The organism is Paenibacillus nitricinens (assembly GCF_052056485.1).
Lineage (GTDB): Bacteria > Bacillota > Bacilli > Paenibacillales > Paenibacillaceae > Paenibacillus_AQ > Paenibacillus_AQ nitricinens.
The window spans coordinates 1,149,050-1,175,112 of the sequence record NZ_CP183948.1 but is presented as its reverse complement, the minus strand read 5'-3'; the positions used below and the strand labels follow the sequence as shown (position 1 = coordinate 1,175,112).

The 26,063-nt window shown below is 45.1% G+C and carries 28 protein-coding genes and 1 other annotated feature; of the genes, 6 read left to right on the top strand and 22 right to left on the bottom strand.

Annotated features, from left to right (window positions below):
• Window positions 1–12: 12 nt before the first annotated feature.
• A complete protein-coding gene (locus ACN6KS_RS05195; protein ID WP_440961508.1) occupies window positions 13–483 on the bottom strand; it encodes a hypothetical protein in 471 nt (156 codons plus the stop codon).
• 645 nt (window positions 484–1,128) lie between these two features.
• On the opposite strand from ACN6KS_RS05195, the gene ACN6KS_RS05190 reads away from it, so the two are divergent.
• The 3 genes from ACN6KS_RS05190 to ACN6KS_RS05180 all read left to right on the top strand — a co-directional run bounded on the left by ACN6KS_RS05190 (window position 1,129) and on the right by ACN6KS_RS05180 (window position 2,773).
• Window positions 1,129–1,416: an autorepressor SdpR family transcription factor gene (locus ACN6KS_RS05190; protein ID WP_440961507.1), complete on the top strand. Its 288-nt coding sequence runs from the start codon at window positions 1,129–1,131 to the stop codon at window positions 1,414–1,416.
• On the top strand, window positions 1,397–2,032 hold the full coding sequence (locus ACN6KS_RS05185; RefSeq protein ID WP_440961506.1) for an SdpI family protein: 636 nt from the start codon (window positions 1,397–1,399) through the stop codon (window positions 2,030–2,032). Before ACN6KS_RS05190 ends, ACN6KS_RS05185 begins: the two co-directional genes overlap by 20 nt.
• Window positions 2,033–2,587: 555 nt before the next feature.
• On the top strand, window positions 2,588–2,773 hold the full coding sequence (locus ACN6KS_RS05180) for a GyrI-like domain-containing protein (RefSeq protein ID WP_440961505.1): 186 nt from the start codon (window positions 2,588–2,590) through the stop codon (window positions 2,771–2,773).
• Window positions 2,774–2,955: 182 nt separating this feature from the next.
• On the opposite strand, the gene ACN6KS_RS05175 is transcribed toward ACN6KS_RS05180, so the two are convergent.
• The 10 genes from ACN6KS_RS05175 to ACN6KS_RS05130 form a co-directional block, all read right to left on the bottom strand.
• Window positions 2,956–4,617 carry an alpha/beta hydrolase family protein gene (locus ACN6KS_RS05175; protein WP_440961504.1) on the bottom strand — a complete coding sequence of 554 codons (1,662 nt, stop codon included), beginning with the start codon at window positions 4,615–4,617 and terminating at the stop codon, window positions 2,956–2,958.
• Window positions 4,618–4,897: 280 nt separating this feature from the next.
• Window positions 4,898–5,092, bottom strand: coding sequence for a hypothetical protein (locus tag ACN6KS_RS05170; RefSeq protein ID WP_440961503.1), 195 nt, complete (start codon window positions 5,090–5,092; stop codon window positions 4,898–4,900).
• A 56-nt stretch (window positions 5,093–5,148) separates the two neighbouring features.
• Entirely contained in the window at window positions 5,149–5,748 is a 600-nt protein-coding gene (locus tag ACN6KS_RS05165; RefSeq protein ID WP_440961502.1) for a class I SAM-dependent methyltransferase, read from the bottom strand.
• A 439-nt stretch (window positions 5,749–6,187) separates the two neighbouring features.
• Window positions 6,188–7,816 carry a chaperonin GroEL gene (gene groL / locus ACN6KS_RS05160; protein WP_094871457.1) on the bottom strand — a complete coding sequence of 543 codons (1,629 nt, stop codon included), beginning with the start codon at window positions 7,814–7,816 and terminating at the stop codon, window positions 6,188–6,190.
• A 78-nt stretch (window positions 7,817–7,894) separates the two neighbouring features.
• Complete coding sequence (groES, locus tag ACN6KS_RS05155) at window positions 7,895–8,176, bottom strand: co-chaperone GroES (protein WP_036676506.1); 282 nt, start codon at window positions 8,174–8,176, stop codon at window positions 7,895–7,897.
• A gap of 440 nt (window positions 8,177–8,616) precedes the next feature.
• On the bottom strand, window positions 8,617–9,384 hold the full coding sequence (gene tatC, locus ACN6KS_RS05150; protein ID WP_094871468.1) for a twin-arginine translocase subunit TatC: 768 nt from the start codon (window positions 9,382–9,384) through the stop codon (window positions 8,617–8,619).
• Between the two features lie 150 nt (window positions 9,385–9,534).
• Complete coding sequence (locus ACN6KS_RS05145; protein WP_094871456.1) at window positions 9,535–9,777, bottom strand: twin-arginine translocase TatA/TatE family subunit; 243 nt, start codon at window positions 9,775–9,777, stop codon at window positions 9,535–9,537.
• A 137-nt stretch (window positions 9,778–9,914) separates the two neighbouring features.
• Window positions 9,915–10,400 (bottom strand): MogA/MoaB family molybdenum cofactor biosynthesis protein, encoded by a 486-nt coding sequence (locus ACN6KS_RS05140; RefSeq protein ID WP_020429419.1) that lies wholly within the window; start codon window positions 10,398–10,400, stop codon window positions 9,915–9,917.
• A 79-nt stretch (window positions 10,401–10,479) separates the two neighbouring features.
• Complete coding sequence (gene moaC, locus ACN6KS_RS05135) at window positions 10,480–10,953, bottom strand: cyclic pyranopterin monophosphate synthase MoaC (protein WP_094871454.1); 474 nt, start codon at window positions 10,951–10,953, stop codon at window positions 10,480–10,482.
• A 3-nt stretch (window positions 10,954–10,956) separates the two neighbouring features.
• The gene (locus tag ACN6KS_RS05130; protein WP_440961501.1) at window positions 10,957–11,592 is read right to left on the bottom strand and encodes a 5-formyltetrahydrofolate cyclo-ligase; all 636 of its coding nucleotides are present in this window, start codon (window positions 11,590–11,592) and stop codon (window positions 10,957–10,959) included.
• 243 nt (window positions 11,593–11,835) lie between these two features.
• Between ACN6KS_RS05130 and ACN6KS_RS05125 the strand changes: the two genes are divergently transcribed.
• A complete protein-coding gene (locus tag ACN6KS_RS05125; protein WP_440961500.1) occupies window positions 11,836–13,776 on the top strand; it encodes an ABC-F family ATP-binding cassette domain-containing protein in 1,941 nt (646 codons plus the stop codon).
• A gap of 406 nt (window positions 13,777–14,182) precedes the next feature.
• On the opposite strand, the gene ACN6KS_RS05120 is transcribed toward ACN6KS_RS05125, so the two are convergent.
• The 7 genes from ACN6KS_RS05120 to ACN6KS_RS05090 all read right to left on the bottom strand — a co-directional run bounded on the left by ACN6KS_RS05120 (window position 14,183) and on the right by ACN6KS_RS05090 (window position 20,120).
• On the bottom strand, window positions 14,183–15,718 hold the full coding sequence (locus tag ACN6KS_RS05120) for a 2-isopropylmalate synthase (protein WP_094871451.1): 1,536 nt from the start codon (window positions 15,716–15,718) through the stop codon (window positions 14,183–14,185).
• A gap of 239 nt (window positions 15,719–15,957) precedes the next feature.
• Window positions 15,958–16,240, bottom strand: a binding site (T-box leader).
• Between the two features lie 391 nt (window positions 16,241–16,631).
• On the bottom strand, window positions 16,632–17,681 hold the full coding sequence (gene tsaD / locus ACN6KS_RS05115) for a tRNA (adenosine(37)-N6)-threonylcarbamoyltransferase complex transferase subunit TsaD (protein WP_094871449.1): 1,050 nt from the start codon (window positions 17,679–17,681) through the stop codon (window positions 16,632–16,634).
• Entirely contained in the window at window positions 17,678–18,202 is a 525-nt protein-coding gene (gene rimI, locus ACN6KS_RS05110) for a ribosomal protein S18-alanine N-acetyltransferase (RefSeq protein ID WP_440961499.1), read from the bottom strand. Before rimI ends, tsaD begins: the two co-directional genes overlap by 4 nt.
• Window positions 18,199–19,032 carry a tRNA (adenosine(37)-N6)-threonylcarbamoyltransferase complex dimerization subunit type 1 TsaB gene (tsaB, locus tag ACN6KS_RS05105; protein ID WP_341133844.1) on the bottom strand — a complete coding sequence of 278 codons (834 nt, stop codon included), beginning with the start codon at window positions 19,030–19,032 and terminating at the stop codon, window positions 18,199–18,201. The genes rimI and tsaB overlap by 4 nt, the downstream gene beginning before the upstream one ends.
• 5 nt (window positions 19,033–19,037) lie before the next feature.
• Window positions 19,038–19,520, bottom strand: a complete 483-nt coding sequence (gene tsaE / locus ACN6KS_RS05100) for a tRNA (adenosine(37)-N6)-threonylcarbamoyltransferase complex ATPase subunit type 1 TsaE (RefSeq protein ID WP_042185258.1) — start codon at window positions 19,518–19,520, stop codon at window positions 19,038–19,040.
• Between the two features lie 212 nt (window positions 19,521–19,732).
• Window positions 19,733–19,918 (bottom strand): H-type small acid-soluble spore protein, encoded by a 186-nt coding sequence (locus ACN6KS_RS05095; protein WP_042131867.1) that lies wholly within the window; start codon window positions 19,916–19,918, stop codon window positions 19,733–19,735.
• A 31-nt stretch (window positions 19,919–19,949) separates the two neighbouring features.
• On the bottom strand, window positions 19,950–20,120 hold the full coding sequence (locus tag ACN6KS_RS05090) for a hypothetical protein (RefSeq protein WP_280787777.1): 171 nt from the start codon (window positions 20,118–20,120) through the stop codon (window positions 19,950–19,952).
• A gap of 139 nt (window positions 20,121–20,259) precedes the next feature.
• Here ACN6KS_RS05090 and ku point away from each other — a divergent pair, with 139 nt between their 5' ends.
• The gene (gene ku, locus ACN6KS_RS05085; RefSeq protein WP_280787776.1) at window positions 20,260–21,228 is read left to right on the top strand and encodes a non-homologous end joining protein Ku; all 969 of its coding nucleotides are present in this window, start codon (window positions 20,260–20,262) and stop codon (window positions 21,226–21,228) included.
• A gap of 12 nt (window positions 21,229–21,240) precedes the next feature.
• Window positions 21,241–22,188: an ATP-dependent DNA ligase gene (locus ACN6KS_RS05080; protein WP_440961498.1), complete on the top strand. Its 948-nt coding sequence runs from the start codon at window positions 21,241–21,243 to the stop codon at window positions 22,186–22,188.
• A gap of 47 nt (window positions 22,189–22,235) precedes the next feature.
• Here the strand turns inward: ACN6KS_RS05080 and ACN6KS_RS05075 are convergent, their stop codons facing one another.
• The 4 genes from ACN6KS_RS05075 to ACN6KS_RS05060 all read right to left on the bottom strand — a co-directional run bounded on the left by ACN6KS_RS05075 (window position 22,236) and on the right by ACN6KS_RS05060 (window position 26,022).
• Window positions 22,236–23,042: a hypothetical protein gene (locus ACN6KS_RS05075; RefSeq protein WP_440961497.1), complete on the bottom strand. Its 807-nt coding sequence runs from the start codon at window positions 23,040–23,042 to the stop codon at window positions 22,236–22,238.
• Between the two features lie 26 nt (window positions 23,043–23,068).
• Window positions 23,069–23,884, bottom strand: coding sequence for a hypothetical protein (locus ACN6KS_RS05070; protein WP_440961496.1), 816 nt, complete (start codon window positions 23,882–23,884; stop codon window positions 23,069–23,071).
• A gap of 399 nt (window positions 23,885–24,283) precedes the next feature.
• A complete protein-coding gene (locus ACN6KS_RS05065; RefSeq protein WP_440961495.1) occupies window positions 24,284–25,477 on the bottom strand; it encodes a hypothetical protein in 1,194 nt (397 codons plus the stop codon).
• Window positions 25,435–26,022, bottom strand: a complete 588-nt coding sequence (locus ACN6KS_RS05060; protein WP_373455887.1) for an RNA polymerase sigma factor — start codon at window positions 26,020–26,022, stop codon at window positions 25,435–25,437. Before ACN6KS_RS05060 ends, ACN6KS_RS05065 begins: the two co-directional genes overlap by 43 nt.
• Window positions 26,023–26,063: the final 41 nt, after the last annotated feature.

Genomic DNA, 26,063 nt, shown 5'->3' with positions numbered 1-26,063 from the left:
ATTAAAGATGTCTTACTTCCACTCCAGCTTTGGCAGTATTTCTTTTTGCAGCTCACACATTTCATCGATCATCGCACAAGCTTGATAGTAGGTTGGTGCTTGCGGATCAAGCAGGATCGCTTGCAGCAATTTTGTTCTCGATTCTTCAACGAACGCCTCAAGTAACAGCTTATGGATTGTACCTTGAATATGGATCGTTCCGATAATGGCAGTTGGCAGCTCAACCGTCATTGGCTTAAATTCGATACCCTTTTTGTTAACGATCGCTTGTGTTTCAACAACCATATCATCTGGAAGTCCTTTAATAGCGCCATTGTTTTGCATATTAACAGCATTCAACTCGATTTCATCATCGAAGAAGATCGCTTCAATAATTGGCACTGCATATTCATTACTAATTTGAACCGTTTCTTTATCGAACGTATACGCTTTCTCTATCCAGAGCTCTTGGTTCATTGTTTTCTCGAACAAGCCTTTATCCAAAGTACTGCCACTTGCACAGTATACAAATTCAGGTGTTCTGGAGTCTTTCTTCCACAGCTGCTCAGTTATTGGATCGTAACGGAACTGCAGGGGTAGTCCAGCATAGATCCAAATGATGCAGGAACAGTTTTCATCATTCTTACGGTATTTATCGAATTAGAGTTCTAAACATCTGCTTCCAAAAAATTTCCCCGCTATTTCTATACCTATCCTAATCCCTTTAACAATTATAGCTGTTTCAGGGTTATATTCTCATCTAGCTTATCCCCTACTAGCTGCAATCGGTTTGCCAGTGTCAGCATCTTCACCAGTTGTCTTCCACTAAATATGAAGTTCATCTAGAATCGACAACGTGATCTAAACAGCCATGCTACCCGTTGCATCATCATGTTGATATTAGTGTTGCAAAGTAATATGTGCTCCAGCCCTTTTCATTGATGCTGTTAGGCACATGCTTTCATATCACCTTCATCACCTCTTATTCTTACATAAGTAGTCTTAATATAGCTCATGAGGTAAACCTATGAAATTCAGCAAGAATGTTATTTCGAACATTTTCTAAATAGATATTGAATCTTGCTTCCACATGTCGTATAATCTAATTAGAAGATTTTCTAATTAGATTATAAAGGGAGGATAGCTAACGTGGGATTTCCGGAAACTTTTAAGGCTCTTTCTGATCCTGTACGCCGTAATATTCTCGTATTATTGAAGAATGGCAGGCTGTCTGCAGGCGAGATTGCCTCTAACTTTGATATGACAGGAGCCACTGTATCCTATCATTTATCGCAATTGAAAAAAGCCGGTCTAATATTCGAAACCAAGTATAAAAATTATATCTATTATGAGCTCAACATCTCGGTATTCGAGGAAATTATGCTATGGTTCACACAATTTAAAGGAGATGAGTCGCATGAAGGAAAAGGTGAATAAGTCGTTTATTCTTAAGTTGTTGTTATGTTTCGTCCCATTTATCATATCAGCGGTCTACTACAATAAACTTCCTGAACAAGTCGCCATACACTTTGATAACGCAGGCACTCCTGACAACTATGCATCAAAGTTTCTCGCGGCATTTGGTATACCTGCTCTTATGATTGTCATTTACTTATATTCATGGTTTAGAAATGAAACCGATCCGAAGAAGAATTCTTCAGAAACACTACGATCACTGTTCGGGTGGTTCATTCCTATTCTTACTAACCTAGTACACATATTTACAATCAGTTACGCCATGGGGATGGCGATGAATCTGAGTTTCTACAGCTCATTAATACTAGGATTATTGTTCATTATAATCGGCAACTATCTTCCGAAGTGTCGTCAGAACTATACCCTAGGGATTAAGCTGCCATGGACACTGCATGACACCGATAACTGGAATAAGACACATACGCTTGCCGGCTGGTTATGGATCGCGGGGGGCTTTATCTTCATTGCAAACTCCTTTATTGCTGTTCCATGGCTGAGTATTAGCGTTATAGCTCTGTTGATTGCCATTCCATTCCTCTATTCTTACAGCTTACACAAACGTACTATGGTTCGATAATACTCTAAGCAGCAGACAAGCCATTGCTTGTCTGCTGCTTTATTTTGTACAAGAAAGACTGCTTTTGAAAGTCACGGTACTGCAATTTGACTTATACACACTAAAGCCCGCTTCCTTCCACGCCTTCAAGGAATCCTTATATACATCCATCGCAAAATGTTCTTCTGCTCCATTTTCACCATAAACATAGCAAACAACTAATCGTCAAGCAGGAATTTCTGTCTCTTCAAATCCTTGTAAGAGGCACAACATCGCAGGAATTATCATGTAAACAGATTAATCCCCTTTGAAAATTACAACACGTACAATGGAGCTTAACGGCAGCAGTTATGAGATAGGTACAGCTTCAAGGCTTTGCAGATGCTCTTCAAGTACCGCTTACACAATTAGTCTATTATGGCTTGACTTATTTGCGTCCCAACTCTAGCCGAATTACGATACATTCGTCTATAACTCATAGTGGCACACCGCTTCTTGCTCGCAATTATGAATTCAGTCATACCGCAGTAGATTTCACATTAGTAAAGACCTCTGTCTCTGGTAAGTACACGCATCTTGAAACAAGTCTTCTTCACTTTGGACGAGATGATGGTTACCGTACATCCAACTATTGTGGAACTGCAGGATATTAAGGTAGCTGGTTTGCGCGGTCAGACTACTTTACGCAACAATACGCTGCCGCAGTTGTGGAAACAATTTATGAAGACGGTAGAAAATATACCAAACCGAACGCTAATATAGTGTATATACATCCCAACTATAATATATTGATTGGAATCTCATCTTCGATGATTTGAATGATTGCTACTTAAATTACCTCCAAATCAGCAAAATATAGGGATGTAATGAAGAAGTAAAGGCCCCTTACCAAATAGGTAAGGGGCCTTGTAATACTCTTCCTTTGTCATTTTGACCGAGGATGTCTATTTCTGTTTCAGCAGCCAATTCGAAATGTCATCTATGACAAGAGATGGAATGTTACCAGGTATTCCGTATTCTTCACCAGTCGACGGCTGATCTACTGGAACAAAGAAGTGGTTCAATCGTGGGTATAACGCATACGTTACATCTTTACGTGTACTTAGATCCTGTTTCCATCTATCAAGGTGATTAACGCTAACTTGTTTATCATTATCTCCCTGAAGGACGAGAAGAGGCACCGTCTGAGTCTTAGCAACTTCTCCCGCATGATAGCCTTGGAAATCAAACCACCAATAGGCATTCGGGATTGCTACACCTTGAGGCATATGATCAGTTGAATATTTAGGGTCGTGAAGAAGTTGTACCACCTGCTCCCATGCAGCTACTTGTTGTTTAGCTGCAGCTATTACCTCTTCAGGCTGACCAGCCTCTTTTAGTCGCTCAAGTGATGCCGTCTTTTGATCGAGCAAGACATCCTCAAGCGGCTTATTTGGTCCTGCCATGACGACCGCTCCCGCAATTGTTTGATTCGAATCCTGCTCAATAATCTTCGGAATCAACATACCGCCCTGGCTATGTCCAATGATGAATATGCGATTCTTATCCATGCGATGATCTGCTTGCAGTAGCTTAACTGCCTTAAGCGCATCATCAATCGACTCTTCTTTCACAGTAAACTTTGGATTCAGCGCACTCTGGATTGAGTTTTCATAGGTCTGCTTCTCGTAACGAAGAACAGCTATTCCTTTAGCAGCAAGACCTACAGCTAAATCACGGAATGGTTTATATCCTCCAATCGCTTCATCACGGTCACTGGGACCTGAGCCGTGAACCAAAATGACAGAAGGGAAAGGGCCATCGCCTACTGGCAAGGTTAATGTTCCTGGTACTGCAGTTACTCCTTCCCCAACTACAACTTCTTGCTCTATGTACTTTTCAGGATGATCGTAGCTAGGCTTGATGTAGGTACTTGGATCTGCGATAGAAGAATAGAGATCATCCACCTTGTTATTGTCATCAAAGCGAACAGCAAATTGGAATGGTACCGATTGAGATGTTAAATAAGTCAAATAAGTATTGTTGCGTATTTTTGTCTTTTCATGTGATATAGCTGTCAGTTCTTTAAATGTACCATACGGTGTAGCAGAAAAGTTGAACATACGAGGCATCATAGCTTCCGGAATTAAGCTTTGTAGATGTTCGCTCATCATCGCTCTGGCTTCTGAATATTTCCCTTCGAATAAGAGCTTCATATAATAGCTGCCTAGTGCAGCAACATCGTTGGAGTCAATTGTTAAGCCTTCAGTTGAATTCCAATCTAACTGAACCTTTAAAGCATCTTCGAGCGCATTAAGTGGTACAAAGGTTTTATCATCTACCATTGAAGCAACACCACTCATCATAACTTGCTTGCCATTAATCATGGCCGTATTCTCTCCTATGGTCATCATCCAACTTTGCCCGCCACGCTGAACTGTAACTTGTTGCTTGCCGGCATCCCAAGTTACTTTGGCTCCAATCGATTCTGAGATCGTACGTAATGGAACAGAAATCGTATCATCCTTACCTTCCGCCTGAGCCTGCAGCGGCATTGTAAGTGACAGGGTCAACATCGATCCGACAAGCAGCATTTTGATGCCTTTGTTTTTGTATAAATTCTTCATGCTATCCTCTCCTTATTTGTATTTTTCTGATGAGGAGCCTTCACTTCATTTACAGCTGAACACTTCTCGCAACCTATTTCGAAAATATTCTAAACAGATTATATATCTAACTAGGAGAATTATCAATACCTATTTTCAATATTTTCTAAATAGATATCAGCTAAGGCTGCCTCCCATACGGAAATGCAGCACAGATTTGAACCATTGTATCTGCTTAGATCGCCCCTGCACTGCTTCAAATAGTATTTGAGCAAGCGACTCAACTATTATCATTTTCAATTTACTTGCTCATGATTTTTGAATTCTTTTGCAAGGTCATACACATCGTCATTCCATCTTCCGAATAAGGCTTACCCTCAACATCTTGGTACATACCAATCACGGTAAATCCAGCCTCACTAGCCTCTGCTATTAATTCCTCACGAGTAAAATAGCGATTCCAAATATAGTACACCTTCGTATCTTCCTCCGTCATGACTGCTGTCTGCTCCAAGGTAGTATACTCGGGGTATTTGAGATTCAAATGCAAGCTTATATGCTTGCCCTCATTCCAGAATCCACCCTTCTCATGAATAGACCAAGTCCGAGACTCCTGAAATGCATCAAATTTTGCCGAGTAAATACATCCAGCAATAGCACACCACCCTCACATAATCCCGCATAGATCTTATCTAGCAACAGCTTCCTGTTGTTTGTCGATAGTGCTGCATATTCACAGTAAATCAATACTGCTATATCATAGGGGTCTTTCCATTCGTCTGTCAGGTAATTTTCATACCGATACTCGATAGAACAACCTAGTTTATCCGCACTATTCCTTGCATAATCAATTGATCTCTTAGAGAAATCAACACCCGTTACCTTATATCCTTTTGCCACGAGCCTTTCCGCATACAGTCCAGGTCCACAGCCTATATCAAGTAAACGACGATATTGAGTTGAAGGGAACATACCCGCGATCCAATTCACTGAGTTATCAATAAAAGTATGGCTACGGCTAGCCCCTTCAAATTCAGGATTTAGATGTGCTTGCAGCAAGTGACTAGAGATATACTCATCCTGCCAGAAGCTCTGTTCATTCACGGTGTAGATTGTTGGCGGCGTTAAGTAGTTGCACAGTTTGGTTAGCATAATACAATCACTCCTATAAGATCATTTTGCAAAACAAAAAGCCGCAGATTTAACTCTGCGGCTTCGTCATCTAAGGATAAAGAATGAGGAAGAGTAGAGTAAAATCAAATCATGCAAGCATAACAAATACAAGGCTAATCGCCTTCTTGTTTGCCTATTCTGATTGATTTCATCTCTCTTCTCCAGCTATATCGATGTCTGTGAAAGGTTAACAACCGATACGCCGAACTTCATCACCTATTTCATTAGTTATCGTACCATTTCATTATAAACAGCACTCTGATCAGATTCAACATGAGATCACTAGATAAATTTATATACAGACCACAAAACCAATGAAAAAGAAGCTTCTAACAAGTTCAGCGAACTTGTTAGAAGCTTCCTATCATCAGTGGAGCAAATCAACAGTAACTAGCGTTCCCTATTCAGGAAACCCTTATTACATCATGCCGCCCATTCCACCCATGCCGCCCATATCAGGCATACCTGGTTTTTCTGGTTCTGGCTTGTCAGCAATTACTGCTTCAGTAGTCAAGAACATAGCCGCTACGGATGCAGCGTTTTGAAGAGCATAACGAGTTACTTTCGCAGGGTCAACGATTCCAGCTTCGAACATGTTTACCCACTCATCAGTAGCAGCGTTGTAGCCGATCCCTACAGCTTCTTTTTTCAAGCGGTCCACGATAACGGAACCTTCTTGACCAGCATTAGCAGCGATTGTGCGAACTGGCTCTTCCAGAGCACGCAATACAATGTTAACGCCTGTTCTTTCGTCGCCAGTTGCCACAACAGCAGCAACAGCAGCATATACGTTCACAAGAGCAGTACCACCACCGGACACGATACCTTCTTCAACCGCAGCGCGAGTTGCGTTCAGGGCGTCTTCGATGCGAAGCTTACGCTCTTTCAATTCTGTTTCAGTTGCAGCGCCTACTTTGACAACGGCTACGCCGCCAGCTAATTTAGCCAAACGCTCTTGCAATTTTTCTTTGTCGAACTCGGAAGTTGTTTCTTCCAGTTGAGCACGAATTTGGCTTACGCGAGCATTGATGTCTGCTTTGTCGCCGCTTCCGTCTACGATTGTAGTATTTTCTTTGGTTACGCGTACTTGACGTGCGTTACCCAATTGCTCGATGGAAGTAGTCTTCAGATCAAGACCGAGCTTCTCAGTAATCACTTGGCCACCAGTCAGGGCAGCGATATCTTGCAGCATAGCTTCACGGCGGTCGCCAAAGCCAGGAGCTTTAACAGCAACAGCGTTGAATGTTCCACGCAGTTTGTTCACGATCAGCATAGCTTGTGCTTCGCCTTCGATATCTTCAGCGATAATAACAAGCGGTCTAGCTTGTTGAACGATTTTTTCTAGCAAAGGAAGAATTTCTTGAGTGCTGCTGATTTTTTTATCAGTGATCAAGATGTATGGGTTCTCCAGAACAGCTTCCATTTTATCCGTATCAGTAATCATGTACGGGGAAATGTAACCACGGTCGAACTGCATACCTTCTACGACTTCAAGCTCAGTAAGGAATCCACGGGATTCTTCAACAGTAATAACACCGTCTTTACCTACTTTTTCCATAGCTTCAGCAATCAATTGACCCACTTCTTCGTCAGCAGCAGAGATAGCAGCTACTTGAGCGATAGCTTGGGAATCTTCGATTGGTTTAGAAATTCTTTGCAATTCGATAACAGCAGCTTTAACTGCTTTGTCGATCCCTTTGCGGATAACCATTGGGTTAGCGCCTGCCGTTACGTTTTTCAGACCTTCACGGATCATAGCTTGAGCCAGAACCGTTGCAGTTGTAGTACCGTCACCGGCTACATCGTTAGTCTTAGTAGCAACTTCTTTAACCAGTTGAGCACCCATGTTCTCAAATGCATCTTCAAGTTCGATTTCTTTAGCGATAGTTACACCATCGTTAGTGATAAGCGGGCTACCGAATTTCTTTTCAAGTACCACGTTGCGACCTTTTGGTCCAAGTGTAACTTTTACCGCATTTGCCAAAGCATCTACACCGCGCAACATAGAGCGGCGTGCTTCTTCACTAAATTTAATTTCTTTAGCCATTGTGTAATTACCTCCTAGAATTTTTTGTATATCACGTTACTTTAAGTAGTTTAGATTTAGCTTATGATCGACTCTCGCTTAGTCAAGAATCGCGTGAATGTCGCTTTCTTTCATAATCAAATATTCTTTACCTTCGTATTTGATTTCTGTTCCTGCATATTTAGAGAAAAGAACACGGTCGCCTTCTTTAACTTCCAGCGCTACACGTACTCCATCTTTTAAAGCTCCGCTACCTACTGCAATAATAGTTCCTTCTTGTGGCTTTTCTTTCGAGGAGTCCGGAAGCACAATCCCGAATGAAGTGGTTTCCTCCTGCTCGCTCGGTAGCACCAATACGCGTTCACCTAAAGGTTTGATCATGAAAAAATAGCCTCCTTTAAAATTATGTTATTTTGCTTCAAAACATAGTTTAGAACTTACCTGTCTTACTTCAAAATCTCTGGTGTTTATGAAAAATATCAATTGGACGCTACGAATATCTGGTCCATCTCATATTTTCCATAAGCATTAGCACTCGACAGCTTGTAGTGCTAACAACAATTTTTATGATACTCAACTTGAGCCCGGATTTCAAGTCCTTTTACACAAATTCGCATTTGTTTTCGTAAAAAATAACGTTTCACTGGTTGTCCTAGGCACACACTCTATACATTCTATCCACAGGGTGTGAAAATATGCGTATGATTCCCAGTAGTCTCAACTGTACCACCTACGCCCGAACATTTCAAAAAGACGGGGGTTTAAAACAAAAGAGCTGTCTCTTTCGTAGAAAAATCTACTTAGTGACAGCTCTCTCATTATCATTCCTCACTCTTGGTGTACTGAGCTTCCCTTGCCGCATCCGCAGCGAGCTGTTTGCGATAGACGAAGGCGGACAGGAATACGCTGAACTCATACAACACAAGCAGTGGAATCGTCACCAGAAAATCTGAGATAAAATCCGGAGGAGTGATGACTACAGCAATAAAGACAAGCGTGAAATAAGCGTATCGACGCATTTTACGCAAGCGTATCGGGTTAAGAACCCTCAGTTTGGTCAGAAACATCACCAGCAGCGGAAGCTCAAACAACAGCGCTAAAGGTAGCACCAGACTGAACATAAAGTTGAAATATTGCGCAATTCCGTAGGTCTCTTCCAGCCCCATACTCCGGGTGATAGAGATCGTGAACGAAAGCGCCATTGGAAATACAACATAATAAGCAAACGAAAGACCGATTAGAAAAAGAACAAAAACATAGGGTACATAACGTAGTGTTGCACTACGCTCTTCCGGCCGTAAGCCCGGACTAATAAACGCCCACAGCTGGTAAGCAATAAAAGGAATTGAAATGACTAATGAAACCGCCATTGCGATCTTCATATACATTCCGATACCATCCCAGAATGAGAAAGCATGCAGAACAAAACCTTGCGCTAGATCTGTACTAATTAAATAATCGTAGATTGGCTTGGCACAGAACAGCCCCCCTACCAATCCCAAAACAAATACAATCAGCACATAAATAATCCGTTTACGCAGCTCGGTGAGATGATCCACCACCGACATTTCTTCCGATTCGAGAGACATCCTGACACCATCCCATGACAAGAATAGAAACGCCACACCGACTTTATGTATAGCTGTGCCCGTTTCTGCAGAAAGCAACAAGCAAATTGAAAAAGGGGCATCTCCTAAGTCTAATAGACTTGAGAGATTGCCCCATTGTTAAACCTTTTATTATTCCGGCAGGCGTTTGTCCTGAGGAATATCTGCAGCGACCGTCTGCGGGGCCGTCGGCACAGGAGCTTCGCTCTTCTTCACCGGATCACTATCACCAATGATTTCACGTGCGCCTTCCTTAAATTCACGAAAGGTTCGTCCAACTGCGCGGCCTAACTCTGGCAGTTTATTCGGGCCAAAGAGGAGCAGTGCCAGTATAACCAACAAGATAATACCCGGAGTACCAATTCCACTAAACATTATTATTCCTCCTTGTCCGTCTATCCGATCATGGTATCGTTTACGATAATCTAATAATACCATAACTTATGTCACAGTTACATCCACTATCTTCTATAAATAGTTTATCCTTGTGACGTGACAAGAATATGACAATGTTATTGACGGTATTGGCCAGTTACCATGAGTAACGCTTCAGGCAGTTGATCCATAATGGCTGCTAAATTCTCATGAACACCCTTCGGTGTGCCCGGTAAGTTGACAATCAACGTGCGTCCACGAATGCCGCATATCCCGCGGAAAAGCATCACCGCACGGTTTTTTTGCATCACCGTACTTCGCATCGCTTCTGAAAGTCCAGGCACTTCCCGTTCGATTACACGCCGGGTTGCCTCTGGAGTCACATCGCGTATCGCTAAATCCGTACCTCCGGTAGTCAATACCAGATCTGCTTGAAAATAATCTGTGAGTTCTATCAAAGCTGCGATAATCTCATCTTGTTCATCAGGCACGATCCGATATTCAACGATCTCGCCTCCAAGTTCCTCTTCCACCAGCTCCCGAATAACCTGGGCGCTCGTGTCTTCCCGTTCGCCCCTGGCCCCTTTATCGCTGGCCGTTAGGATTGCTGTTTTCCACGCCATAGGTTTGTCCTCCCTCTCTATGTATAATCGGCTGTACAGTGCAGCCCAATTGCTTCAGTGTACCGAACGTCAGGTCTGATCATGATTCAAGCGCGTAATCTCCATTCTTACCCCCACTTTTAGACAATAAGAGCGTTGGCCCGATAATCATGTCCTTCTGAAGAGCCTTGCACATGTCGTACACCGTTAGTGCTGAAGCAGAAACAGCTGTCAATGCTTCCATTTCAACTCCGGTCTTTCCGGTAGTATGGACTGTTGCTTCTATATAAAGTTCATCTTCGCTGTTATCGGAGAAGCGGATGTCAATACCGGTAAGCGGGAGCGGATGGCACATCGGAATCCAGTCAGACGTCTTCTTGGCCGCCATAATTCCAGCGATCTGCGCAACGGCAAGTACGTCTCCTTTACTGATCTTGCCTTCCTTGATGGCACTAAGCGTCTCAGTCGCCATCTTGATCTTACTCCGCGCGACAGCTGTCCGCTTCGTAATCTCCTTTTCGCTCACATCCACCATACGAGCTCTTCCCTGCTCGTTAAAATGGGTCAATTCCACGGCTCACTCTCCTTTTCGGCAGTGCACAATGCCATTTTCAGTAATCAGCATGTCCATAAAGGCATCATGCTCATCCATGGGCACTTTCGGAACAAGTTGCATACCAAAGGCCAGCCCGATCCAGACAGGGGGCTTCGCAGCGGCATACTCTTCCGTCTCCCATGACGCACGAAATCGATCATAGTATCCTCGGCCGTAACCAAGCCTGCCTCCCTGAAGATCAAAAGCCAGCCCCGGAACAAACACAACATCCGGTAGTGTAACAACTTCAATCTCTTGTGAATCTTTGCCGGATACAATAGGTTCATGGATACCATACGCCCCCGGCTCAAGCTCACTCCACGCGTTCACCATATGGACACTCATTGCACCACTTGCCAGAATGACACGCGGCAGCAATACCCTACGCTGGTCCTTCCACGCCTGTGTAAGAAGCACGTTGGTATCGAGTTCAGAACGAAAAGATACATAGGCCATCAATGAGGCTATGTCTTTCGTCTTCAGCCACTCTGATGCATGCTTGCAGACCAGAAAAGACAATTCCCTTCTCTGGTCCGAGGAGAGCTCGTTTCGGGCGATGGTCTTCTCAGTTCTTAGTTGTTGCTTTGCTTTGGAGATCACCGACTCCTTGCTTGTCATCGCCCGGCAACCCCCTATATTTATCCCAAGCTTATCCTTGTTTGTAAATCCAGTTTACCACTCTTCTCCCCGGTTCGCCAAGGTGGATAGACTGTGTTTCTGGGCCGGGTCGTTATTCTCTGCTTCCGATATATCGAGCTCTCGCTTGGGAAACGCTTTTCATGTAAACTATAGAATAAGTTATTCATAAGGCTAAGGTGTAAATGCCAAAGCGAAATATGCAAGGGTGGAGGTTTCATCGTTATGCTTCTTCAAGCGACAGGAATTACAAAATCATATGGTATACAGAACGTACTAGATGGCATAAGCCTTCAGGTAAATGAAAAGGAACGTGTCGGACTCGTGGGCGTTAATGGTGCCGGCAAATCAACTTTTCTGCAAATTCTGGCTGGTGAAATGTCCTATGACAGCGGTCAAATTCATAAATCAAAAGAAACTACTATCGGGTATTTAGCCCAAAATAGCGGACTTCAATCTGACAAAACCATTCTTGAAGAAATGATGGCCGTTTTTGCACCGCTGATCGAAGCCGAGGCTGAGCTAAGAGAGATGGAAGTAAGCATTGCTGATCCTAAGCTGGCAGAGGACCCAAAACGGTACGAAGAACTGCTCGAAAGATATGCCCGCCGATCAGATTGGTTCAAGGATCACGGCGGTTATGAAATGAATACACGAATCCGTAGTATCCTGCACGGCATGGGCTTCGGTGAGTTCCCACCGGATACACCTATCTCCACACTTAGTGGTGGCCAGAAGACTAGACTCGCATTAGCCCGTATTTTGCTTCAGGCTCCCGATCTTCTAATGCTGGATGAGCCGACGAACCATCTGGATATCGAAACATTAACATGGCTTGAGGATTATCTTCGCAGTTATGCTGGCGGAATTCTGGTTGTCTCTCATGACCGTTATTTCCTTGATCGGCTTGTAACTACTATTGTAGAGATCGAGCGTCATCAATCTCGGCGTTATACAGGCAATTACAGCCGATATGTAGATTTGAAGGCTGCCGAATATGAAGCACGGATGAAGCAGTATGAGAAACAGCAAGATGAAATCTCAAGAATGGAAGATTTCGTTCAGAAAAATATTGTGCGAGCATCTACCACGAAACGTGCGCAGAGCAGACGCAAAGCGCTTGAGAAGATGGACCGTATGGATCGGCCGATGGGCGATCTGAAGAAAGCCAGCTTCTCCTTCGAGCCGGACTTCATGTCTGGTAAAGAAGTGCTGCAAGTCCGTAATGTTGCGGTTACCTTTAAGGATGGTCCACCTTTGTTCAAAGACGCTTCTTTCGAACTGCGCCGGGGAGAAACTGCTGCACTCATCGGTCCCAATGGTATTGGCAAATCTACACTGCTGCAGTGTATGACCGGAACCCGTGAGCCTTCAACTGGAACTGTGAATTGGGGGACTAAAGTAAAGGTCGCTTATTATGATCAGGAACAGACCCGCCTCAATCCAAAGAACACAGTAATGGAAGAGCTATGGAGTGAATATCCAATGATTGAGGAAGCCAGAATCCGTACGATCCTTGGCAACTTCCTCTTCAGCGGTGAAGATGTTCTTAAGAAGATATCTGCGCTGAGCGGCGGCGAAAAAGCACGCGTTGCATTATCAAAGCTCATGTTGCGCGGCGCTAATATGCTCATCCTAGATGAGCCAACCAACCATTTGGATTTGGTCAGTCGTGAGGTTCTAGAATCAGCTTTAATTGATTTCGAGGGCACATTGCTCTTCATTTCTCATGACCGTTATTTCCTCAATAAAATGGCTGAACGGGTGCTTGAGCTTCATCCCGAGGGGATCGATCAATACCTTGGCAACTACGATGACTATATTGAGAAAAAACGAGAATTAGAAGAGATTGCGAAAGATGCCGCTGAATTAGCCGCCAAAAATGTCAACAAGGATGCTCCAGTTCCTGAAAAAAATGCTGTTTCCTCCTTCGAAGCGGACAAGCAAGCCAAGCGTGAAGAGCGTAACCGGAAGCGGCGCATTGCTGAGCTAGAGGAAGGCATTGCTGAGCTAGAAGAGACGATCGCTTTTATAGAGAATGAAATGACTAAACCTGAAGTTTACCAGGATTATTTAGCACTTCAAGGTCATGAAGAGGATCTGAAGAACAAAAAAACTCAGCTTACAGATTTATTTAACGAATGGGAAATTCTTGCTGACGAATAATGTAAAAGCCACTTCATAAATTTTTTTCATATTTCTTATTTTGTTCATAAACAGTTATCCACAGCTCTATACACAGGTTTCGTGTATAACTCCCTGCTAAAAAAGCCCCTTAGGGGCTTTTTTTATGCGTTAAATCGGTATTTTCGAATTACAGGAATTATTATCCACCGAATTATCCACATTATCCACAATTCCCACAATGTTTCATTGCTAACAAAAATGGTTATACGGGCATTTTAAAAAGAGCTGACATTGCTGATTTTACGCACTTTTTACACAATTCGTAGAGAATATGTGGATAACGTTGTCCACAACTTGACAAAAGACATAACCCCACCTAAAACCTGTCATCAAAAGCTAAAAAAGAACCCGCTATCTCTTAATCAGACAGCGGGTACGACACATATTAAACGATCTGTGTAGAGAGCAGCGCAGCGTTGCAGGCTGCAATATAAGCAATCCCTGCTGCCATGATAATATCCTGATGAGTAGCTGTGCCTCTAAATTTAAGACCTTCCCACTCTACCATCACAGCCGCCTCCGCTTGGGCATTCTCCCCACTTCCGAGGGAATGCAGCTCAAGTCCAGAGAATTCTATGTCCTCTGAAATTCCTTGCCCAATAGCAGCAATGATAGCCTCAAGCGGACCATCCCCAAAACTAGTATGGGAGGATTCCTGTCCAGACTTCAAATGGCGAACCGTAACCGCGGCAACCCGGCGCTGGGCACTACCTGCCAATACTTGAACCTCACCCAGTTCATAGACCTGAGCTTGCTGTCCGGTAGTACTACTCACCATTTGCAGCAATTGATCATCACTGACAACCTTTTGTCGGTCAGCGGTCTCTTTAAACGATTCATAAAGTGCATCCAGCTCCGCAGGCTCCAGCGTAATACCATACTTCGCCGCACGGTCCTTCAGCGCATGTCTGCCAGAATGCTTGCCCAGAATGATCATGCTACGCGGGATACCCAGCCGCTCCGGGTCCATAATCTCATAGGTGCTACGATCCTTCAGCAAACCATCCTGATGAATCCCTGACTCATGCTGGAAGGCATTTCTTCCGACGACTGGTTTGTTATAGGCGATTGGAAAATGCATCGCTCCGCTGATCAGCCGCGAAGTATCATACAGCTTATCAAGCACAATTCCTGTTTCTGCTCCAATTGCATCCCCGCGGGTTTCGAGCGCCATCACAAGCTCTTCCAGCGCGCAGTTCCCGGTACGCTCGCCGACTCCGTTGACAGTGACTTCGATCTGCGTCGCACCTCCATCAATGGCTGCCAGACTGTTGGCTACAGCCAGCCCCAAATCATTATGACAGTGGGCACTGTAGCTTACCGTTTCTCCACCTCTTGCTCCCAGCCGCACACGTCGGAACATTTCCCCATATTCATGTGGCAATGCGTATCCGACCGTATCGGGCAGATTGATAATAGAAGCACCTTCCTCAATAACAGCTTCAATCATTTCAATCAGATCATCGATTCCTGTTCGCGCAGCATCCATCGCCGTGAATTCAACGACATCAGAGAATTGACGCGCATAAGCCGTCATCTCGCGGGCTTTGGCTACGACTTCGGCTCTGCTCATACGCAATTGATGCTGCAAATGAATATCAGAAGAGGAGATGAACAGGTGAATCCGCCGGCGTTCAGCATCTTGGGTTGCCCGGACTGCCGCGTCAATATCCCCTTTAACCGCCCGTGCAAAACCGCAAATTTCCACATTTCGCACCTTACGGGAAATCGTCTGTACTGCTGCAAAATCACCAGGGCTCGATATCGGAAATCCAGGCTCCATCACATCAACACCCAGATCCGCAAGCTTATAGGCCAGCAGTATTTTTTGCTCTGGGGTTAGACTTGCACCCGGAGCCTGTTCACCATCTCGCAGAGTCGTATCGAAAATTTGTATACGTTTCTTTACTGGAATAATCATCTGAATTCCTCCTGTTTTCCTCTTATTGGATATCTTACCTTTAGCTTATGCTTCAGCGCAGAGTCACACGTCGACTTGTGATCCTGCTAAATTCCCCACCCACTGCTGCCGGCAGCTGATACGAATGAATCCTCTGCACAATTGGCGAAGTGCAGAGCGTTCACTCTTGACGTCTTATGTAGCGATGAGTCCGTAACCCGAATCACTTCAATAAGAACGCAAAAACCCGCCGTCTCTACTAAAGAGACGGCGGGTCACCCCTCCGCGGTACCACTCTTTTTGACGCATAGGCTATTCATAGAATCAAGCCGTTAAGCTGCGTCCAGCTCTTCTTCCCGGTCCATCCTGATCGTGTCAGGAAGGACTGGGAAGGTCCGATAACGGGGACAACCGTAGGCAGCGTACTATTCTTTCCGCCGCTCCGCTCCCGGGCGAGATTCAAGACATCCGGTGACTGCGTCGCACCACCCCGCAGCTCTCTGTTCACCGTCATTCCCTACTACTCCCGTTCTTAGCGTGTATTATATACATTACTCACTACTCAAAATCCATACAAAAAAGCCTGCCATCTCATTCAAGAGACGACAGGCTGTTAACCTTCGCGGTACCACTCTTGTTGATGCTCTGTACCGGTTAAATTACTACCGATTCCAATTGAACATCCACTCAACGGCCCAGTATGTTAGTACTCGACCACCCTATCACGGAGGTTACCCGTAGACGGTGTACGAACGTTCCGGCGACAATTGCCGGTAATGCTTCCACCGTTCCGCTCCCAGACGAGTTCAGGTCCCCTTCGACTGCGTCGCACCTACCCGCAGCTCTCTTATTATCCCAGAGTATCCTTACTACTTCCGCTCATCGCGTTTCCTTATATAATTGAACTGATTATACTCGTTAGCTCCAAATGATGTCAATAGGCGGATACAGACCATTGTTCCAGTGAGAATCCAGGGTCTGCAACCATATCCAGCGGAGTACCGCCATCATGCTGCCACTTCACATAAGCAGCAGCTCCAATCATAGCTGCATTATCCGTGCAGTATACCGGAGGTGGAATAATAAGCTCAATGCCCTCCGCTTCACAGCGTGAGATCAATGCTGCGCGCAATCCAGCATTAGCAGCAACCCCTCCACACAACAATAACTGCTTGGAGTTAGTAGCCTTAACAGCGCGTACGGCTTTTTCCACCAGCACCTCGACCACAGATTCTTGGAACCCGCGGGCAATGCCTGCCACATCTGGTGTAAGACCTTTCATCTTACTTTGATTCACAACATTCAGCACAGCCGACTTTAGGCCACTGAAGCTGAAATCATAAGAACCCGGCTCCAGCCATACGCGTGGCAACGGCACAACCTCAGTCGCCTCGCGTGCTAGACGATCCACGTGGGGTCCCCCGGGATAAGGGAATCCTAGTGCCCGTGCCACTTTATCATAAGCTTCGCCTACTGCATCATCACGGGTCCGACCAATAATTCGAAACTCACCCTCCCGCTCCATATGAACCAGTTCAGTATGCCCGCCGGACACCACTAGTGTCATGCATGGATACTGCAACTCTGCCACTAAACGGTTAGCATAAATATGTCCTGCAATATGATGTGTGCCAATTAGCGGCTTCCCCCATGCGAGGGCAAGGCTCTTGGCAGCCACTACCCCGACAAGTAAAGCCCCCACCAAACCTGGGCCTTGTGTAACCGCCACCGCCGATAACTGAGCTGGTGTAACCCCTGCTGTAGCGAGTGCTTCTTCTATCACCAGTGTAATTACTTCCACATGCTTACGGGAAGCTACTTCTGGTACAACGCCGCCGAAGGCGCGATGCGTCTCAATCTGACTCGAGATGATGTTGGATAACACTTCAGAGCCATCTTTGACTACAGCGACCGACGTTTCATCACAACTCGTCTCAATAGCAAGTATTAGTACAGGCTGAGCTGCGCCCGTTTCTGTCTTCATTTCAAGTCCACGCTTCCTTCCATATTGCCATGCTCCTCGTACTCTGGAAGATCCGCCCACATAATGAGCGCATCCTCGCGATTATCGGAATAATATCCTTTGCGTGTGCCAGCAGAACGAAAGCCTTTTTTACGATATAAATTCTGTGCTACCTCGTTCGATACCCGTACCTCAAGTGTAATAGACTTCATACCTACATAAGACGCCGTCTCCATCAGCTCTTCCAGCAGGCGCTCGCCCCATTTACGTCCACGATAGGCTTCAAGCAAGGCTATATTCGTCACATGCGCCTCATCCACGATGGCCCACATACCAGCATAACCGATTATATGACCTGCCAGCTCCATAACCATATATTTTGCAAAATGATTATGCGTTAGCTCGTTGCGAAAAGCTTCCTCTGTCCAAGGCATCGTGAAGGCTTCCCGTTCAATGATAAGAATGTCAGGAATATCCGTAAGCTTCATCAAACGAAAAACAAGTTCAGCCTCTTGAGCTATCATTGATTCCGCTTCCGTCATAGTTTCTTTAAGCCCCCTTCTCTGCTTAACCGCAGATTGGCCTCCGCTTCTGAGATCTGAGTATAGTTAGGGATCAAGCTATGGATATCATCTTTCCCTACCTGAAGCCGCGCTTCTCCAAGAAATCCTGTCCAGCGGCCTTCCATTTCATAAGGAAGCGCAATAGAAATGCCAAGATCCTTCAAAGGACGAAGCGATTCCGCACTGCCATGAACTTCAGTCTCCCCAACAAACCAAAGAACAGCAGGCTTGTTTCCCTCGACTGACGCCTGTCCTAAACGTTCAGCTAAGTACTCCACCCAATCTGCCATCAGACGGATGGCATCAGGCTCAAGACGGCTAGGAGCATTTCCCTCAGCTGCGAATAATCCTGTATACACCTGTCCTCGGCGCGCATCCATTAGTGGAATGATCCAATCAGGCCCGTAGCTGTTATTCTCGGTAGTTTGTTCCGGCGCTTTGGTCATCACGTTATTCTTGAGGGCTGTTTGATATCCGCCCCATGCTACTGCATGTAGACTCGAAATACCGACAACGGGGACATCCCATGCCCATGCCAGCGTTTTGGCAGCGGTAACTGCGATACGCGTACCTGTATACGATCCAGGACCCACACCAACAGAAATCCCGCCCAGCATTGCAGCAGTAGTTCCTGTTGCTTGCAGCGCCTGCTCAATGATCGGCAGTAAATGCACCGAATGATTCCGTTCTCCGGAAGCATTTATTTCATGCAGTAGTTCCCCATTCTCTGTAACTGCCACGCCTAATACTGCAGTTGATGTATCCAGCGCTAAAAGCCGCTTGCGCGGCTCTGTATTCTGATTCGTCATATTCCTTAACCCCACTTCTGGATCAGCTGCCGGCAAAGCTCACCATACGGCTCCCCGATTCCGGTCACCGTAATCATTCTTTCATCTGGCCCCACTGTTTCCATGTATATATGCATATGCCGCGGCGGCATTAAATCCGTAATAATACTGCTCCATTCCACCAAGCAGACCCCTTGCCCGTAGAAATACTCATCAAGTCCAAGCTCATCCGCTTCCTGAAGCGAAATCCGATATACATCCATATGATATAGGGGCAGACGGCCCTCATACTCTTTAATAATTGTAAAAGTAGGACTGTTTACAATCCCCTTTACGCCGAGATGCCGAGCATATCCTTGTGAGAATGCTGTTTTTCCTGCGCCCAGATCGCCATCCAAACCGATAATCATCCCTGGCGTTGAAGCAGTAGCTAGAGCAGCTGCAAGCAACTCCGTATCCTGGAGGCTGTAAGAACGGTAAGTGAACACCGTTTCGTCTGTATTGTCCAACTACAACTACCACCTTTTAAAATGTACCTGCCAAAAACCATTACTATTAATTATATCGGTATGCTCCATCCACCGCAACAACTGTCCCCATTCAATCTTCCATGCCAGTATGCCAACAATAGAAAAAGAGACCTCTACGCAAAGAATAAGCATAAAGAGTCTCTTTTATAAAAGTGTGATTTAGATTATCTCAGCTCTTCGAACAAACCCTGTTAATGTTCTTGCTCCTCTAACCGTTCAACACCTACCGTATGCGTATTCGTTGGTCGAGAGCCCACTTGAACCGTAGCCATTCCGTTCTGTGCATCCACATGCTCAATCCATACAGGTTCTCCATCCAAATGTACACTTACCGTCTCTTTAGAAGCATAAATATCCTGTGCCCGTTTGACGTCCACCACTGTTCTCCTCCTTTATTTTTCCTATAGTTTACGATTCTAAGGGTGATGTATCTTCGAGGGTTCGTTCTGCATCCAGCTTCTCCGAATCAGATACCTGACTAGCCTCCGGGGGAGCAATAATACTATCCCAATCCACAACTGCCGCTGGAATATCCTGCTCACTTAATGCATCGGTCCACTCGTTATCCCTGGGTTCCATTCCTTGTATTCTCCTCCTCAGCTTTATAGGCCTGGTTTTATATTTTCCCATGCTTCTCAAAAAATGCACCCGGCTAGAAAAGCCTTTCCTGCCTCATACTAACCCAAAGCAGACCAACTTAGATCAGGAGGGGTTTCTCATGCATACCGTTTGGAAAGGAGCCATCAGCTTCGGGCTAGTGCATGTTCCGGTTAAAATGTTCTCCGCTACGGAAGATAAGGACATTTCCCTGCGTTATATTCATAAGGAATGCGGCAGCCCTCTGTCGTATGTACGTAAATGTCCAGTATGTGACAAAGAGGTGGCTTGGGAAGAAATCGGCAAGGGGTATGAATATGAAAAAGGGAAATTTGTTCTATTCGACAAAGAGGAACTGGATCAATTGACCGACGAAAGCAGCAAAAGCATTACCATACTCGACTTTGTCGATCTGACGGAGATCGATCCGATTTATTTTCAAAAAACCTATTATTTATCCCCGGATCAGGCAGGGACAAATGCATACCGGCTTCTTATGGAGGCCATGCGTCAAACTGGTAAAATTGGCATCGCCAAAATTTCGATTCGTTCCAAAAGCAGTCTCGCTGCTATTCGTGTGCTGGAGGATTGCCTCGCCATCGAGACTATTTTTTATCCTGATGAAGTGCGACCAGTCTCACAAGTGCCCGGCCTGCCCGAAGCAGGGACGGTGAATGATAAAGAGCTGGATATGGCGAAGCTGCTGATTTCACAGCTGTCCACGCCTTTTGATCCGGCCAAATATACCGATGATTATCGCCAGCGTATGCTTGATCTAATTTCACATAAAATTGCAGGCGAAGAATTTCATATTGCTCCCGCTAAACAGGAAAGTAATGTAATTGATCTTATGGCAGCATTGCAGGCCAGTATTCAGGCGGTACAGCATGTTCCTACAGATCCAGGTCCTTCAATAGCAGGTACCAAGAAGACAAAAACAAAAGCCACTCCGGCTGCCAAAAGAAAAACTTCCAAGACCAAAGCAGCAGCTGAACCTGCCGAACTGCAGAATGAAGCTTCTGGGCCGATTCCAGTCATCGCACCCAAACCGAAGCGTCGTAGCCCCAAAAGTAAAACAACCGTATCTTAGGAGGCTCTGCTGATGAAGCTTCAGCCTATTATTCCTTTTGAACCCATACTGGCTGGGCAGCTTCCAGCAGGCAACCAGTGGATTGCACAGATTAAATGGGATGGCGTTCGCATGTTGTCCTATTACGACGGAAGCACTACTCAGCTTATTAACAGACGCGGCAATTACCGTACAACGCAATACCCTGAGCTTACGGATGTATCTGCTTACTGCAAAGCGGACTCCGTTATTCTTGATGGTGAGATTATTGCACTCAAGGATGGAAAACCTTCATTCCACGAGGTCATGCGGAGGGACAGCTTAAAGAATGGCTCCACCATTTCTGTCGTTAGGTATCAGGTTCCTGTCATTTATATGATTTTTGATATTCTGTTGTACAATGGCCAATCGACGATGGATCAACCTTTATGCTCGCGGCAGCAGCTGCTAAGCGATATTTTGCTGCCCCATCCTCATGTACAAGTCGTACCGAATTATAGCAATCCTGGAGAACTATTTGCCGCCGCTCAGAACCAAAGCCTAGAGGGAATCGTCTGCAAGGATATCAACAGCACTTATGCTCCGGGCGGAAAAGATAAACGCTGGCAGAAACGTAAAATCATTTCTGACATTGTGGCTGTAGCCGGAGGTGTAACGTTCCGAGACGGCATCGTTAATGCATTGCTTCTCGGGCTGTATGACAATGATGGTAACCTACACTATATCGGGCATGCCGGACCCGGCAAATTGACTGTACAGGATAAACGCGAATTAACTGCGGAGGCACATCAATTAAAAATAGATCAAATGCCCTTTGCAGAGGTTCCGCAACGAGGTAAGAATGCATTTTGGATCAAACCAAAGCTTGTCTTCAAGGTTCATTTTCTGGAATGGAATACCTCAGGCACTTTGCGTCAGCCCGTTACTCAAGCTAAGGTTGATCTTCCTCCGGAGTCATGCACTATGGAGCAAAAAGGATGAGTTCTTCCCCAAAGAAACGTCCTCCCGACTGTACGGGAGGACGTTGTTTATTGTGCTATAAGACTTGTTACAATGGCCTCCAGCTCCGCTTTTGTCTGCGCAGTATTTTTTGTACTCGTAAGCTTATAATCAGTACCTCCATCCGCACTAGACCATACCAGCTGAACTTTAAGATCTCCATGATGAGGTCCAAACACAGTGTATACTGACTCAACTCCATTGATGGTCAAGTTCTCATCTTGGTCACCAGGCAGCTGCGCCAAAGTAACCCCTTCCGGAAGCGTATATGCAGGAGCAGATTTTAAAATCGCTCTCTCCCCATTTCGCAAATAGGTGATAGAAGTTTCTGTGTCGCTCCACTTCAAGCTTTGGGAAATCACTTTTTTACCAGCAGCTTGTGCTTTGGCTTTTATCTGATCTCTGAGGGCTTTATACTCTGTGCTGAAGAACATCGGAAGCACTGGATTTAAAACAACATCCTGCAGCTTATAATCCTCCGGGAGTGAAGCAGGTATCAGGAGTGACTTTCCGCTTAATGAAGATAACTTCTGCGCTGCTTCATTTGTGGAACTGAATCTGTAAGGCATATAGCTTATACTCAAGGTTTCATCTGGATTAGATTTCTTGTCATTGACATAAAGGATCTTAATTTCGCCCGCCTTTAAGGGAACCGCATTTTCTTTAGCAATCAACGCTTCAATCGTTGGCGATACCGGCGTATTCTGTTCAACGGGTGCGTTGGCTTTGCTTTTATTCTTGCTTCCTGAAGGCACTGCGCCTGCTGTTCCACTCACCGCACTCATCAACACTATTAAGCTTAAAGCCGTAATAGCTGCACTTTTTTTAATAATCAATATGATATCCTCCTTTAACCATCTGGTTATTTGATCATGCTTTTAGCTACAGCCAGCATTTCATTTGTCGTCAGTTTACTGGCCCGATTGTCTGAAAGGGTATATTGCACTGTTCCTGAGTTATCCAACCACACCAGTTTAGTATTGAAGCTTGCATCTTTAGCGGAATCGGTTGTAAGCACTACTTTCCTTCCGTTGACCGTCAGCTCTTTCTTAGTTTCTGTAGCTCGTACAAAAGGTACCGCTCCTTCGGGGAGTTTGGCGGGCGGCGCCCCGGTTACAATGCTAAAATTGGCTTTTCCTTTGGCATACAGCTGCATGGACAATTTAGTCTGGCTCCAGCTAACAACTTTACTGAACAACTGTTTATGGGGCTCACCTGCCGCTGCTGCTGCCTTTAGTTCTTGCTCTAACTGTAAATACAGATCTGAATCATTAGCTACGACCGGTGGGTAAATGATAGCTGTAGCCAGCGCGAAGCCTTTAGGAAGATTGCCAGGCTGCGGAGTAGACGGCCCCTTTAGCGCTTTAAATTTAGCTGCAAAAGATTTATAGTCTTTAAAAACAAATCCTTTGCCAGAGAAGCTGATCGTATCCTGAGGATTGGAAACTTTATCACGTACGTAATAAGCCATTAACGTTCCTTCCTTCAACCCTGCTTCGAGTGCATCCAGTTGCTTCTGAATCTTCTGATCGATTGGTGCTGAAGCCTGCTGCCCGGATGCCGACGCGGTCGAAAGGAACAAGCCAGATACCTCCCCACCCAAGATCACTCCTATTCCCAGCAAGGTTACTGCAGAAATCGCCATCAGTATTTTTTTGAATTGATTATTAAGCTTCAAGTTCTAATCACCTCCTTCTAAAAGGGTAGATGTAATTTCGCCCTGTTTTTCAACTACACTTCTATAACACTTCAGCATGGGAGAAAGGGACTTTTTCTCACAAAAAAAGAGGCCGTCCCAAGCAACCTATACATTGCACAAACACAGAACGTATCGTCCATAGTCCACCGTCACATATACCACTAATTCCACAAATCATCTACTGCAAGCCGCAAGTAAATCACACATAGCACATCGCCCACCGCCCCAACCAGTAGCATAGAACACTACACGTGGCATATCGTCACATGGCACAGTAAAATCCATTACTTTTCCTATTCTATAAAAAAAGCTGCCTCCCAAGTAGATTTCACTACTTTTGAGACAGCTTCTCATATTGTACGGATAGAACAACAGTAGCTAGCGAATAAAACTATTGGCAATCACTTGCCATTGTTCACGGGTTAAACTGTTATTCAATCCATCATTTAGACTACGAATCGTCTGGCTGGCCTCATCATACCAATACAAACGATTCAAGGAATACCAAGCCTGGGCCCCCTGCTGTGTACTCGCAGCGATAAAAGCCGCCTCTTTACCTGTGTTTGTCAGAGACCATTTTTCAGCAGTCTGACCTTCCAGGATGGACACTTGTTGTGCACCGTTTCCAAGTAGTTCACTCTGGCTTAAGGATAATGTAATTCTTTGATCCCCCTTGTGATAGGTAACCTCAGCACTCTCTATGGCATTCACAGTTATCTTCTCCATAAACAGCTTTTGGCCTGTATCATCGGCCTTAGCTTTCTTTTGAAATTGTTCAAACATTTCTTTATGCTCCGTGTTTATCGACCCGTAAGGAGAAGCGGCTTTAAAAGTTGCTTGCTCAAATTCATAACCATTAGTGAGCTTGGAAGGCAGCTCTGGCCAGAAATCGCCAGTCCCTTTTAATTCATTTGCGAAATCTTGATACTTCGTATACACAGGAGATTTGAAGGCGTACTGCAATTGATTCCCATAACCTAAACCTTTGACCAACTTAGTAAATTCAGGATCATTCACATAATAAGCAGCCATTTCTCCAACGTTCAAGTAAGCAAGCACCTGCTCTTTATAAGTCTCTAATAAGCTTAGATACTTCTCTATCGCAGTAGAGGTTGTGGGAACAGGGGTATTATTGTGAACCGTCTGAACAATAGCTTTACCTCCACTGCTTACTAATGTAATAGCGCCATCCGAAGGCTGTGTGATATCAATTGTAGACTGGCTCCCATGTTCCGCTAAATCCCCAAGTCCAGACAGCTGAAGAGCACCAAATCCGATCATTCCCAGCAATGCAGCTGCGGATACCCCTGAGAGAAGTCTTTTTCTAAACCTAGATGGATGCGGGAGTATCTTCTCTTGCTTTTGCATAACGGGATTTCCCGGCTTTGAGAATGAATCCAGCTCGTCACGGAAGTGGGCCATTTCTCCATCTATTATTTTCTGTTGATCATGAATCGCCCTTACCCGCTTCATAACAGCTGCTTTTACATCTAGATCGTCACAGTCACCCCATGCGTCCATTTTTTTTATCATTTTCTCTTCAACAAAGCTTCGTTGCCGTTGCCCCACCATTCCGTCCCCCCTTTCTGAGCATTCATCATTTTGCCAAGCTTCGTAATCGTACGCCTGTATCTCTTCTTCACGGCATCCGTATTTTTATCGAGGATCTCCGCAATCTCCGGAAAGCTCTGTTCCTCAAAGATTCGAAGTACTAACAGATTTCGCTCATCCATTTTCAGCTTTGAGAGGGCAATCGTGAGCTGTTCGTTAAAGATGTAACGGTCCATCAACTGTTCCGGACTTTCTGCAGGAGGCTCGGGTTGAAAAAGCGCCATAATCTTTAAATGTCTTTGGCGTTTGCGGATTAGACTAAGGCAATGATGATAGGCAATTTTATATAACCATGATGAAAAGCTCGCGATAGGGCGGTACGTGCCTATATGCTGATAGGCCTTTACCAGAATATCTTGTACCGCATCCTCTGCTTCCGTGCGGCTTCCAAGCAGCCGGCAGCAATAGCGGTAAATCGGCTTTTGATAAGCCTCGACGATAAGGGCATAGGACTCTACCTCGCCTGCCTGTACCCGAACGACGGTGTACTCGATTCCGTCCAATATCAGCAAACTCCCCTTTCACGTAATCGTATATCCTTATAACT